Origin of the sequence: Bacillus cereus group sp. BfR-BA-01383 (genome assembly GCF_022663495.1) — a bacterium.
GTDB classification, from domain to species: Bacteria; Bacillota; Bacilli; order Bacillales; family Bacillaceae_G; genus Bacillus_A; species Bacillus_A cereus_AU.
The window spans coordinates 1-13976 of sequence record NZ_JAKUFP010000059.1; the positions used below are offsets into that span (position 1 = coordinate 1).

The following is a 13976-nucleotide window of genomic DNA, read 5'->3' on the forward strand; positions in this document are numbered from 1 at the left end:
TGACTCTAATTTTCCCCATAGAAAAATCCCCTCCATAGTAAACAGGTTAATGTGCTTTCTTTTTCCTGTCTACTATAAGGGGATCATATCACTATGATCGCCGCTATCTCTTATTTCAAATCTCATTTTTTTACTTATAAAGGCTTTTATATAAACAGAGTTTCTTTCCCTAAGAAAAGTGTACAAGTTTTACTGATTTTGATTCGGGCTATCTGTATTAGTAGCTTCACCATGTATACGTTGCTTTTTTAAATCAAAGTATACATCTAAAACTTCCTTTCCAATTATAGAATTAATTCCACTTTTATCATTATGAAGCCATGGGACTACTACAGAAAATGCTACTTCTGGATTATCATATGGAGCATATCCAACTAATGTTAAGTTGTAACATTCCATACGTTCTCCTTTTGCATTTCTACCAATTGGATCATCTCCACCATATACAGTTTGAGCTGTCCCTGTCTTTCCTGCTGGTTTATATGAAGCATTTTTGAAATACTTCACGCCAGTTCCATCACCTTCTTGGAATACCCATCTAAACCCTTCTTTTATCCGATCAATATGTTCTGTCTTCATATCAATTCGATTTAATACGACAGACTCTATGGAACGTATAACTTTGCCAACCTCTTCTTCTTTTATTGATTGCTCTCGTATTTCTTGTACAATTTGGGGTTGCATTCTATAACCACCATTAGCAATCGTTGAAATATATTGTGCCAATTGCAATGGCGTATACGTATCATACTGACCGATAGAAAAATCTAGTAAAAACCCAGGTTGACTATCTACTTTTCTAGTTTGTCCAGTTATTTCATTCGGTAAATCAATACCTGTTAGGACACCTAAACCAAATTGTTTAAAATAATAGCGCATCGTATCAAATGCTTCTTGTTTAATATCCAACGAACCATTTGGTACGTAATTAACTCCCGCAATTTTTAAAGCTGTCTGGAACATGTATACATTCGAAGATACTTGTAAAGCTCGTAAATCATTAATATTACCAAATCCGGATACATTCCACGATTTCTTAGCTTGTGTACCTTTAAATTTCATCGGTGCATCATAAAATTGATCTCCTGGCTGTATTGCCCCTGTCTCATATCCAGTTAATAAAGTAGCACCTTTTACAGCTGACCCTAGCTCATACGAAGTTGTCATGTTACCTAATGCCAAATCCTCAATCTCTATTTTCCCTTCTTTTTCTACAATCTTTTTGCCTGCCATAGATAAAATCTGTCCATTTTTTGGATTCGTCATGACGACAAAAGCTCGGTCCAACAGTGGCTCTGAACTCTTAAAAGCTCTCAAATTTTTCTCTATACTTTCTTCCACTTTCTTTTGTAATTCCATATCAATCGTTAATGTTAAACTGTTACCACTTTTTCCTTTAGAGATTATTTCTGTGTTTATAATGTTTCCAGATTTATCAGTAATATTTTTCACTTCTTCTTTTGTGCCGTGTAATACATCTTCATATCGTTGTTCAATATAACTTTTCCCTACACGATCATTACGGTTATATCCACGTACCAAATAAGAATCTAAATTTTCTTTCGGTAATCCTTCTTCACTACTTGTAATATTACCTAACACAGAACGAAATAAATTACCATTTACATAATTACGTTCCCAATCAACCGTTGCATCTACTCCTGGGAACTCCGCAAGCTTTTCACTTATCCGCGCATACTCTTGATCTGTTACATCTTTTTTAATAATTTGTGGTGTTAGTTGATAACCTGAACTCATTTTACTTTTAATAGCTAACACTTTTAAATCTTGTGCTGTTAATTCTGCCAATTCTACTTCTGTAACGCGGCTTCGTCTTAAGTCTTCAATTTTTTTATCTAACTCTTTTCCCTCTATTCCCTTTTCTTTAAACTTTCCTATGTCTTTTTTAGTAATCTTTGATTCCGCACGTTTTGTATTCAATTGCATCCAGAAATCTTTTTTATCGATATCGGTTAACTTATTTATATCTTGTTCAGGCATTTCAAGCATTTTCGCCAAGTCTTTTGCTGTTTTTAAAATATCTTCACTCGTAATCCCCTTCACCCTTGTATACGTAATTGTGCGAAGAGATTTATTATTAACGACTGTTTTCCCTTCTCGATCCAGAATTTGTCCACGTGGAACCGGAATACTAGTTGTTGCATTTTGACTGCTTTCCACTTGGTTCTTATAAGCCTCTCCCTCAACAATTTGTACTTTTCCTAGTTGCATAATAATAGCTGAGAATAGTAGAAATATGCAAAGGAACATTATATTTAATCGAATAGATATATATGTCTGCTGCTTATTTTCTTTTTGTTTTTTCATAAATCCTCCATATAATTCTTCCGGAACTCCTCATTAATACTTAGTAAATAAATACGTTCCCTATATATTAGAAACCACTATTCAGTTATAAATAGTGTCATATCTTTTTTGCTAAATCCTTGTAAGTATCTATTCCTCTCGGTTTAGCCCCGTAATTAATAAATCTCCTTTCCTGTTTTTCTCTCTATTTTTTTGCCGCTTGCATTAGAAATGCTAAACTGTATAATGACTCATATTAAACTTACACATAGACTTGCTGATAACTTTTCATACTGATTATTCCTTTCTTCATGTTGTAATACTTAATAGACAACCTAAATCATAAAGTTGTTCCACATTTACAAAAAAAATAATTAACTATAAGATGAAATAAGCTAAAAAAGGGAGGGTTTTATGTTACATACAAAAATAAAAAGATGGAGATTTTTAGCGGTTCTTTCTATTGTAGGTTTGATTTTATTAATTTTATTAAAAATCAACTTCATTTCAATTACTATCGCAACTTCTTCAGCTGAAAGAGGAAAAATTCTTGATCAAAATGATTTAATACTAGCTACAAATAAGAAAGTTAAGTCTCTATATTGCACCTCTAATGAAGAAAAGCTATCGGATCAAGATACATCAAATACATTAGCTTTTTTCAATCAATTTTCAAGAGAGTTTCAACATGACATTTCTGCAAAGGACATAAAATCGCAATTACAACAATCTTGTAAAAAGCAGACTATGAATGAGATACCGTTATACTCTGACATAACTGAGAATGAACTTGCATTCATAAACAAGAGCAAACCTAATAATGTAATAATCAAAGATGAATCGATTCGATATTATCCCAAACATGAAATTGCTTCACAAGTAATTGGGTATGTAGAAAATGACCTTAATTCTAAGTATGGACCTGTTGGTAAAAGTGGGATTGAGCTTCAATATGAAAATGATTTAAAAGGAAAACCAGGAAAAACTCTGATTTTTAAAGTGAATACTAAAAACTTCTTATGGAACATTCAAAAAGTACAAAAAGGAAAAGATGTCCAGCTGACTTTAGACTCTAAGCTGCAGCAAAAAACAGAAGAAGCATTAAGATCTCAAATTAAAAAAATACGTGATGCTAATGCTGGCTATGCTGTAGTGAGCGATGTAAAAACTGGCGCAATTTTAACTATGGCCAACTCGGCAGTTTTTAATCCAAATACATTACATACACAAATATCATCTAAAAAAGAAAACATCAAATCTATTTCGCAAAATAAAGCAATTCAAAAATTAAAGTATGGTGAATCTTATGTAAATATGGCCTCTACTATAAAGCCTCTTACTATTTTAATTGGATTAAATGAAAAGCTTTTTCAACCTGAAGATACTTATTTAGATAAAGGTACTTTTCAGTATGATAATCAAAATAACATTACGAATGCACCTGGAACGCCAACAGGTGAGATCACACCGAGTCAGGCTATCATTAATTCTTCTAACACATTTATGACAGCAAAAGTAGCTCTACCCTTATTCAACCAAAATAATGGGAATATAGAAAAAGTAGCAAATATATGGACAGATTATTTAATGCAATTCGGCCTTCGTTCTAAAACTGGAATCGATTTACCCTTTGAAGAAGACGGAAAATATGAATTTCATCCATCTAATAAGTTTGAAAATGGAATCTCCGCTTTATTAAATGCTTCTTGGGGAGGAAATGAAGTGCATACCCCTCTTCAACTCGCTCAATATGCAGCAACTTTGGCAAGTAAAGGTGATAAATATAAACCTCAAATCGTAAGTACTATTATTGGTCAGGACGGAAAGGAAACAAAAAAGTTTAAACCAATTTTAGAAAGTTCAAATCGTTATCCTATGAAATTTTGGAGTGTCGTGCAAGGTGGAATGAGTCAAAATATAGAGGAGATTAAAAACTTACCCTTTCATGTCGCAGGTAAAACGGGTATAACGGGTTCATTGAATGAGCAAGAAAGAATGATCAATCATTCTCTTTTCATCGCATATGCTCCTACCGAAGATCCACAAATTGCTATTTCTGTCGTTATTCCTGGTAGCAATGCTGAAAAAAACATTGCCGCTCTCGTTACATCAGAGATTTTAGAGTCCTGGAATACTCTTCAAAAAGAAAATAAAAACAAAGAGGAAGGTTCATTAAAGTGAACCTTCCTCTTTTACCATATAGATTCTATATTCGTTATTTTCCACATGCCTTCATCATTCTTTTCGAACACGAAAGAATATTTAATATCAGTTAAAACATACTCTTTTTGTACATATCCAGTATTACCGTTAATAGTCGATATTTTTATATATCCATCATTTTGCACTTTTTCCGGGATCCAAGCTTTTACCATCTCATTAGATACTTCATATAAAACTTTTGATTCTAGTTTTGGTTCAGCTAAAATTTTCGTTTTGTTTCCAGTAACAGTTGCATATATAAAATGTTCTTGCTTTGGTTGGTTACTTTCTGCCAATCCACTTGGTACTTTGTATGCTCGCTTTGTTTCATTTATAAATTCTCCCCCCATTGTAAGAGCAACTTGCAACTCATGAAAAATATCCTCATCAAACTGCAATTCTTCCTTCTTATACATCCTCCCTTTAAATATAACTTCATCATTTAATGCTCTATACAATTCATTTTCATTTTTAGAATTTGTACTTCGATATAAGTCATTTATAAATTGTTTTAGTGAGGGATCTTGAGCAGATTCATCTTTTGTTTTAGGCTTAATTTGAGTACTACTTTGTACCGGTGATTTATTATCATCAAGCCAAGGTTGTTGAACAATAAAAAATAACATTGTACAAGCCAAAACAACTATAATAGGCAATACTTTTTTACGAAATGGTCTTTTGTATATTGCAAAATCTACTTCACTATTTTGGTCTATCGATTGCTTTATTTTATAAATAAATTCTTCTTCATCTTTACGATTCTCCATTGGACCGTTTTTTAATTTGCTATACCAGTCGGGATTTTTTTTATTGTTCATCACTTCTACCCTCCCCTATTAATTTTGAAACCTTACTTCTCGCTCGGCTTAATCTAGATTTTACAGTTCCAATTGACACTCCTAATGTTTCAGCCATTTCTTCATAAGATAATTCATATTTTGCGTCCAATATTAGTATTTCACGGTGTTTTTTAGGTAGTTTTAATACAACCTCCCACACTTCATTCATTTCCTCTTGCTTAAAAAATTCTTGTTCTGCCGATGAAGATTGCTTATCATCACTAAAAAATCCCACTAAAGATATCCTTTTAAAATAAGAGGATTTCAAATAGTTTATTGCCGTATTTCTTGTAATTTTTAATATCCACGTTTTAATAGATGACTCCTTTCGAAACAAATGCCAATTTTTAAAAACCTTTATAAATACATCTTGCGTGATGTCATCTGATAAGTGTGGATCTTTCGTAATAATAAATGAATAATTCCATACATCTTGCCAATAATCTTTTATAACATAGTCAAGCTCATCATGATTACATTTTTCAATAAACTTCTGTTCCATTTCCACACCTCAAACTTATTTGAATAAACATAATACTGCCCTCACTTTTATTATGGTTTCAATATATAGACAAGATACAAGTTACATTTGTTCCATTGATTATCTTTTTTTGATATAAAAATCCTCCTGAGGATGTAAAGGTGTGCAATATACATTCTCTTACATGACAGGCTCCTAAAAAACAAGTAAAGCATACAATGTTAAAAATACACTCATAAAAATCTGATTATTATTTGTGAATTTCACGCAACACTCCACTTGTATCACCTATTTTTCTTAGAGCATACTTATTTGTGTGCTCTATTTATGTTTTACTAAATAACTGTTTTGTTAAAGTTTAAAATCACCCTCACTTATCCATTTCAATTTGTTTTACTCTTCTATTTACTATTAGCAATGCCAACCTTTCAAAAATGAAAACAAGCGAGTCTTTTTGCAATCGGTATCATTATTAGTACTGTTTTAACAATTTTATTTAAAATATCTTTTAGTTCGGGTTCTCCGATCTTATCTTTTTTGTAGATATTGGATAGAAAAAAGGACCCTTATACTAAGGGTCCTGCAACAGAAAACAACAAAAATATAGACAATAAAAAGAATTACTTAAACTATAATTTATAGGCACTATATATCCTTCTTTTTCGCATCAAAACCCCTGCGCTGTATGCGACAGGGGGCTAGTTCATTCTAAAGCTTATTTAGAAGAATCATGTACAGGCAAACTACTATAAATCAATTCAGCAACTTTTACATATCCTTTTGAGTTTGGATGAATTAAATCCGTAGACCAAAGTGTATTATCATTAACTAAATGATGATTCCAAAAGTCAACATGATGAAGCTTATACTCTCTACTCAATGAAAGTATAACCTCGTTCGCCTCTAATAATTGTTCTTTTAATACTTGTTTTTTTTCAGAAGAAAAAGGAAGCCTAACTGTAAAATCTGGAAGGTTTGCTATAATAATATCAGCACCTGTTTTACTTAATGTATCTATCATAAATTTCATATCGTTCTTATATGCTTGATGATCCCAACGTCCTTTTAAAACATCGTTTGCACCTGCAATTAGACTAACCAAATCTGGATTAAAAGTTAATGCCTTTTCCAATTGCTGCGAGCGAATTTCTTTAGTTACTAACCCACGCTTTGCAAAATTAGTATATTCTATATCGTTTTCACACAGTTGAACAAAATGATCTACCCAGCTTTTTAATGCTATTCCCTCAACTTCATCCCCAATCCCCTCTGTAAAACTATCACCAATCGCTACAAATCGCTTCCACATATGTAGTCCCCCTTTTTTTGTTACTCATATCTACACTATACAATAGTTCACAACGAAATTGTTCTTTCTAAATGTTTTTTGATTTCAATTATATTCCATTTTAGTATATTTACATTTAGAATCCAAAATTGACCGATACCAATATACTTAGGAATCGGTCATATTCGTATGTTTATTAAAAAAATTTGTTGTTCTTTGTTTTGCTCAGTTGATACATTTCTTTTCGATTACATAATACGGTATATGAAATTTCCCCTTCATATACGTAGTGTAGGTTCATTATATTTTCCATACTCAAACCTTATAAAAAATTCAATACAAAAAGTAGCCTATAAATTTTTTATAGGCTACTCTTAAATTCATCGGTTATTACTTTGCTAATTCTCTCGTACCCTTCATTACATCAACAAAGAATCCCCAGTTATTCACAACAGAAGAAATACTAATGTGCTCATCTGGAGTGTGGACATTGAAAATATCCGGCCCGAATGAAATTGCATCTAATTCAGGCATCTTTTGAACGAATACACTACATTCAATTCCCGCATGTACAGCAAATATTTCAGCATCTTTGTTATATTTTTCTTGATGCACTTTTTCAAATAAATTACGAATCTGTGAGTTTGGATTATATGGCCACTCTGGGTATGCTGACTCTAATTCAAATGTTGCCCCTACTAATTCAGCAATATATTTAATTTCATCTGCAATATGTTTTTTCAAACTACTTACTGAACTTCTTACTTCGTTTCGTAATTTAATTTCATCTTGCAGCGTTTCAATAACGCCTAAATTTGTTGAGCTTTCTACAAGACCTTTAATATCCATACTCATACTTTGAATGCCATTTGGAATTAAGAATAATGATGAAATAAGCTGTTTTTGTGTTTCTTTAGCAAATACTTTTTCTACTTTCTCATCCAATTTTGTAATTGTAACATGAACATCCGGATCAACAGCACGCATTTCTTCTTGTAATACTCTTGTCCACGATTCTAGCTTTTCTTCTACTTGTTCTACATCTTCTGGACGTAATAAAAGTGTAGCTACACTTTCACGCGGAATTGCATTCGTTTTTAATCCGCCGTGAACCTCACTGATTTCAAATTGAATATTTACAGATAAATCACGTAAAACTCGTCCTAGTACTTTGTTCGCATTTCCGCGTTGTTTATCAATTTCCATACCAGAATGTCCGCCCTTAAGCCCACCAACATATAGACGGTATACATCCATATCAACTGGTGCCACATCCCAAATTACTGGAATTGTTTCAACTGCTTTCGCACCACCTGCGCTACTTACAAGTAATTTATGGTCTTCTTCAGAATCAATATTAATAAAAATTTTTCCGTCAAAGTGATTCGCATCAACTGCGAAAGCTCCGCCCATTGTCGTTTCTTCTTCAGTTGTAATAACAACTTCTAAAGCTGGATGCGGGATGTCTGTTGAATCTAATAATGCTAACGCATATGCAACGGCAATACCATTATCCGCACCTAATGTAGTTTCGTTTGCATATAACATATCACCAATAATTCTTAATTCAATTGGATCTTTCTCAAAATCATGAACTGTCGCTTGGTTTTTTTCGCACACCATATCAGAGTGCCCCTGAATGATAATAGCCGGAACATTCTCATAACCAGAAGTAGCTTCTTTTTTTATAATGACATTTAACGCTTCATCTTGAATAACTTCTAAATTACGTTCCTTTGCGAAACTCACTAAGTAATCACTAATTTCTTTTTCATTACCTGATCCTCTAGGAATCTTTGAAATTTCTGCAAAATGATAAAATACAGGGTGCTTTGTTAATTGCTCTAAAGTAGAATACATTTTTTAAGCTCCTCTCAAAATGACAAAATAATATGTAAGTCTTTTATCATTATACCATGATTCAGTATCTTCCCTTCATATTTCGTTCTTAAAAATCAACTCGCCAAACTCTCCTTTTTTAGATGAATAATCCTTACACGGCTGTAATCAAAATCCATTTTAGTAATGGAATAAGGGACGTATACTTTTTATAGCAAACCATTAAAGTAAAACCTTATGAAGAAATTCAACAAGCAAAATTACCTTCAAAAATAAAAGGAAAATTTACTCTTAAATAAAAAAACGAAAGAAAATGCACTATGCATTTTCTTTCGTTTTTTTCGCTCGCATATATTTTGAAGTACTATTATTCATTAGTTTCTCTAATCGATTTATATTTTCCGTTAATGCACCCTTCACAAGAGAGAAATCTGTATTTGATTCATCTTTTTTTTCTTTAAAAAATGAAGATTTTTGTACATTTATTTCTGCCATCTCTTCCCCCCCTTTTACAAAAAATACAACCTTATACTTATATTATATAGCAAATGCAAAAAAGGTGTACTATTATCCGTTTCTTTTTAAATCTTCTTCTAAATCTTCTATTTGCTGCATCGTATCTCCTTTTATTAAAGAGAAATCAGTTGCATCTTCAGTATTTTCTTTAAAGAATTCATCATTATAATCTTTTATCATTACAATCACCTCTACCTGCTAGTGTAGGAGTGATTGTCCAATTTTATTCAGCCTTCTCCAAATTATGTATAGATGAAAAGGACAGAAAAACGATTCTGTCCTTACTTACTAAAATAACTATGATGTATCGTTAAATTATATACATTTTCAAAGTCTCGATCTTGAAGATTATTTTTCTTGCCGTCAATAACAATAAAAACATCACTCACTATTTTGGCAGGAATAATTCCGACGTTTTCTACTTGTACCGCTTTCTGCTCATTCAATTGTTCGATATGTTCTAACGGTACAATCATACTAAATTGCGAGCGGATACCACGAAAATTTGTATTTAATTCTTTAGCTGCTTCAAATACAACAATTTTCGCACCAATTTTTTCTCCATATGAATCTAAAAATGCGTTTAAACTTTTTGTGTATTCCTCTTCAGTATGCCATTCCATCGTTCCAAACGCTGTTGGATTAATATTTTGAATAATATTCGTATATATTTCTCCCCTTGCTTTTGAAGCGATTAATGACCGTTTTATCGATTGAACAGTTTTGCCTATATCGCTAAATTTCGCGCCCCATATTTCTGAAATGTTAGGTGTCAAAATGAACGCAACATCAACAAAAATAACCATTGCGGTGAACATTAAAAGATTTTTCCAGAGGGTTAAATCGATTCCTTTTATCATGAAATATACTGTGACTGATATAATAAATAACCCATACCATGTTTTTCGAATTCGTTGCTTCTTCTCTTCGTACAATTCTTCATTTTTCCAATAAAAGAAAACGAGTACTGCAAATACAACTGCAAGAATACATAAACCAATTCGAATGTTAGAGACCATCAATCACATCACCCTCCATTCAAAAACTGCTCACGATAACATTACATGCATGAACTGTCAGCTTTATGACAAAAGACATGGACAACCTTCTAAATTTTATTTCAGAGCATAAATATAAGAAGGAAACCACGTCTTTTATCATGAATCTACATTGTATAGGTAGACAAGCTTACAATTCAAATCAATATATCAAAATGTAATATGTTTTGGAATCTCACCTTCAGGTACTTCCCCATCCATACTTAAATAATAATGGCGAATTGGACGTAAATTCTCATCTAACTCATATACAAGCGGAATGCTTGTTGGAATATTTAATGAGACTACACCATCACTTGAAAGGTTATCTAAATATTTCACTAGCGAACGAATTGTATTACCATGCGATGAAATAATTACTTTTTCACCACTTTTTAATGCCGGCGCAATCTCTGAATGCCAATAATCGAGTACTCTTTTCTCTGTATCAACTAAGCATTCAGTCAATGGGAATTCACCTTTTTTGAGCGTTTTATATCTTGGATCGTTCGTCTCATATCGAGGATCATCTTCAGTAAGAGCAGGCGGTCTCACATCACCACTTCTTCTCCACATATGAACTTGTTCTTCTCCATATTTTTTTGCAGTTTCATCTTTATTTAACCCTTGTAGTGCTCCATAATGTCTTTCGTTTAATTTCCACGATTTATGTATAGGCACCCAAGTAAGATCCATCTCATGAAGTACAATCCATAGTGTCCGGATTGCTCGTTTTAATACAGAAGTATATGCAACATCGAAAGTATATCCATTTTTCTTCAATATCGCACCTGCTTCTCTTGCTTCACTTAATCCATTCTCTGATAAATCTACATCTGTCCATCCTGTAAAGCGATTTTCAAGGTTCCATAAACTTTGTCCGTGACGAATAAGTACAAGTTTTATCATTATAATTCCCCTCTCGGAAATGTGAATTTTACTATTACTTTGCGCGCACATATTAAGTTTTTGGTAATGTGATTTTTTTATCCATACATACTATGATTTATCCATATTTTCCAAAAGTATGGATAAAAATTGATCTTTTTCAAACTATAAAAACAGATATATTTTCTCATTATTTTTGATCGACTGGTATTTCTCGTTTCGATATCCATGCATCAAAACCTGAACGACTATTTGCCATTTCATTCATAACTTGATGCCAATTTTCTTCGCATGATTCACCAAATTTTGAAAAAATAGCACCCATTTGTTTTCTTTGAACATCGCTCAGTTTTCTCTCTAAATCTGCACCTTGTTCTGTTAAAGATAGCTGTTTCACACGACGATCATGTGTAGCTTCATTACTTTCAATAAGTCCCTTTTCCACAAGTTGACGTAGTGGTCCGTGAAGAGCTTGTTTACTTATTTCTAATAATGATAATAGTTCATTTACACTAATCCCTGGAAAACGTGCGATAAAAAATAAGATTCGGTGATGTACTCGCTGTATACCATACTCTTTTATAATTTCATCTGGCTTTTCAGTAAAAGTTTTATATGCAAAGTAAAATAATGCTAATGCTTCATTCATCTGTTCTTCTTTATGTTGTGTCATCTACTTTCCCCCTGTATGTAAATTATACCACAATCCAGTTATGAATATTTTAACCAACGCACTTGAACTCTTTCAGTTTATTGAAATATTCATTACACAATTAGGAGATGATTCACTTGAAAATGCAATATACTGTAAGTACATATTTATTAGATCGACTACACGAACTTGGAATTGAGCATATATTTGGTGTTCCTGGTGATTATAATCTTGCCTTTTTAGATGATGTGATTGCACATAAAAATTTGGAGTGGATTGGCAACTGCAATGAATTAAATGCAGCGTATGCAGCAGATGGATATGCTCGCATAAAAGGCGTCGCTGCTCTCATTACAACTTTCGGCGTTGGAGAATTAAGTGCCATTAATGGCATTGCTGGTTCATATGCAGAAAACGTACCTGTTATAAAAATAACTGGTACACCAACAACAAATGTAATGGAGAATGGCGAACTCGTGCACCATACTTTAGGGGATGGAAAGTTTGATCACTTTTCCAATATGTATCGAGAGATTACAGTTGCGCAAACAAATTTAACCCCTGAGCATGCTGCTGAGGAAATTGACCGTGTACTTCGTGCATGTTGGAATGAAAAACGTCCTGTTCATATTAATTTACCGATCGATGTACATAATAAACCCATTAATAAACCTACTGAGCCACTATTAAATAATCCGATGTTAAGTAATAAAGAAGCATTAAATAAAATGCTTCTTCATGCCACTTCAAAAATAAATAGTGCCAAAAAACCTGTTATTTTAGCTGATTTTGAAGTGGATCGATTTCACGCTAAAGAATATTTACATCAATTCGTAGAAAAAACTGGGTTTCCTATCGCAACGTTAAGTATGGGAAAAGGAATATTCCCTGAAAAACACCCTCAATTTATAGGTGTTTATACTGGCGATGTTAGTTCAGCATACTTGCGAAAAAGAATTGATGAATCGGACTGTATTATTAGTATAGGTGTGAAATTAACTGATACTATTACTGGTGGCTTTACACAAGGTTTTACGAAAGAGCAAGTTATAGAAATCCATCCCTATACTGTTAAAATTATAGATAAAAAATACGGTCCAGTTATAATGAAAGATGTTTTACAACATTTAAGTGATTCAATTGAACCTCGCAATGTGGAAGCACTTGAAATTAAACCGTTTATTTCAGAATCACTATCTATTACTGAAGAGTTCAATCCAAAAGCACAAATCGTTACTCAAAAACGATTTTGGCAGCAAATGTATCATTTTTTAAAAGAAAACGACGTCTTAATTGCAGAGCAAGGAACACCTTTCTTTGGTAGTGCCGCTATCCCTTTACCAAATAACACTACATATGTAGGACAACCGTTATGGGGATCTATTGGATATACACTTCCTGCTTTATTAGGAACACAACTCGCTGATTTATCACGGCGTAACATTTTAATTATTGGTGATGGTTCTTTCCAGTTAACTGTTCAAGAGTTATCCACTATGTTACGTCATAGTTTAAAACCAATTATATTTTTAATCAATAACAACGGATATACTGTCGAACGTGCGATTCACGGCCAAAACCAACCATATAATGATATACAAATGTGGGATTACGCTAAACTACCAAACGTATTCGGACTAGAAGAAAAAAGTCTAACATTTAAAGTAGAAAATGAAACAGAGTTAGCAGAAGTTTTAACTAAAATAACTTTTAATACAAATCGTCTTACCTTTATTGAAGTTGTAATGAGTCAAGGGGATCAGCCTGAATTATTAGCTAAACTCGGAAAAAGATTCCGCAGCCAAAATTCTTAAAAAGAAAAAGCGTAGCTACAAATTAAAATGTACCCTATAGAGTAGACACTTGAAAAAAGTCTATTCTATAGGGTATTTCTTGTATAATAAGAGGGAAATTGGGATCGGAGAAT

Annotated in this window: 12 protein-coding genes; 2 read left to right on the forward strand and 10 right to left on the reverse strand. The window is 32.7% G+C overall.

Going from position 1 to position 13976, the window contains the following annotated elements; translation table 11 throughout:
- Nucleotides 1–189 precede the first annotated feature (189 nt).
- Complete coding sequence (locus MR065_RS25965) at nt 190–2328, reverse strand: peptidoglycan D,D-transpeptidase FtsI family protein (RefSeq protein ID WP_242215578.1); 2139 nt, start codon at nt 2326–2328, stop codon at nt 190–192.
- 393 nt (nt 2329–2721) lie between these two features.
- Here MR065_RS25965 and MR065_RS25970 point away from each other — a divergent pair, with 393 nt between their 5' ends.
- Nucleotides 2722–4488, forward strand: a complete 1767-nt coding sequence (locus MR065_RS25970; RefSeq protein ID WP_242215580.1) for a peptidoglycan D,D-transpeptidase FtsI family protein — start codon at nt 2722–2724, stop codon at nt 4486–4488.
- Nucleotides 4489–4499: 11 nt separating this feature from the next.
- Here the strand turns inward: MR065_RS25970 and MR065_RS25975 are convergent, their stop codons facing one another.
- The 9 genes from MR065_RS25975 to MR065_RS26015 form a co-directional block, all read right to left on the reverse strand.
- Nucleotides 4500–5327, reverse strand: coding sequence for an SH3 domain-containing protein (locus MR065_RS25975; RefSeq protein WP_242215582.1), 828 nt, complete (start codon nt 5325–5327; stop codon nt 4500–4502).
- Entirely contained in the window at nt 5317–5850 is a 534-nt protein-coding gene (locus MR065_RS25980; protein WP_141436581.1) for an RNA polymerase sigma factor, read from the reverse strand. The genes MR065_RS25975 and MR065_RS25980 overlap by 11 nt, the downstream gene beginning before the upstream one ends.
- Nucleotides 5851–6544: 694 nt before the next feature.
- Nucleotides 6545–7138 carry an SGNH/GDSL hydrolase family protein gene (locus tag MR065_RS25985; protein ID WP_242215584.1) on the reverse strand — a complete coding sequence of 198 codons (594 nt, stop codon included), beginning with the start codon at nt 7136–7138 and terminating at the stop codon, nt 6545–6547.
- A 369-nt stretch (nt 7139–7507) separates the two neighbouring features.
- Entirely contained in the window at nt 7508–8977 is a 1470-nt protein-coding gene (gene pepD / locus MR065_RS25990; protein ID WP_242215586.1) for a beta-Ala-His dipeptidase, read from the reverse strand.
- Nucleotides 8978–9274: 297 nt separating this feature from the next.
- Nucleotides 9275–9451: a stage II sporulation protein SB gene (spoIISB, locus tag MR065_RS25995; protein WP_242215587.1), complete on the reverse strand. Its 177-nt coding sequence runs from the start codon at nt 9449–9451 to the stop codon at nt 9275–9277.
- Nucleotides 9452–9523: 72 nt separating this feature from the next.
- Complete coding sequence (locus MR065_RS26000) at nt 9524–9652, reverse strand: D-alanyl-D-alanine carboxypeptidase (protein ID WP_097906360.1); 129 nt, start codon at nt 9650–9652, stop codon at nt 9524–9526.
- Between the two features lie 101 nt (nt 9653–9753).
- The gene (locus tag MR065_RS26005; protein WP_097906359.1) at nt 9754–10491 is read right to left on the reverse strand and encodes a type II toxin-antitoxin system SpoIISA family toxin; all 738 of its coding nucleotides are present in this window, start codon (nt 10489–10491) and stop codon (nt 9754–9756) included.
- Nucleotides 10492–10680: 189 nt separating this feature from the next.
- Entirely contained in the window at nt 10681–11418 is a 738-nt protein-coding gene (gene gpmA / locus MR065_RS26010) for a 2,3-diphosphoglycerate-dependent phosphoglycerate mutase (protein ID WP_098990491.1), read from the reverse strand.
- A 169-nt stretch (nt 11419–11587) separates the two neighbouring features.
- A complete protein-coding gene (locus MR065_RS26015; RefSeq protein WP_242215589.1) occupies nt 11588–12070 on the reverse strand; it encodes a MarR family winged helix-turn-helix transcriptional regulator in 483 nt (160 codons plus the stop codon).
- 116 nt (nt 12071–12186) lie between these two features.
- Here MR065_RS26015 and MR065_RS26020 point away from each other — a divergent pair, with 116 nt between their 5' ends.
- Nucleotides 12187–13863, forward strand: a complete 1677-nt coding sequence (locus MR065_RS26020; RefSeq protein ID WP_242215590.1) for an alpha-keto acid decarboxylase family protein — start codon at nt 12187–12189, stop codon at nt 13861–13863.
- The last annotated feature ends 113 nt before the right edge of the window (nt 13864–13976 follow it).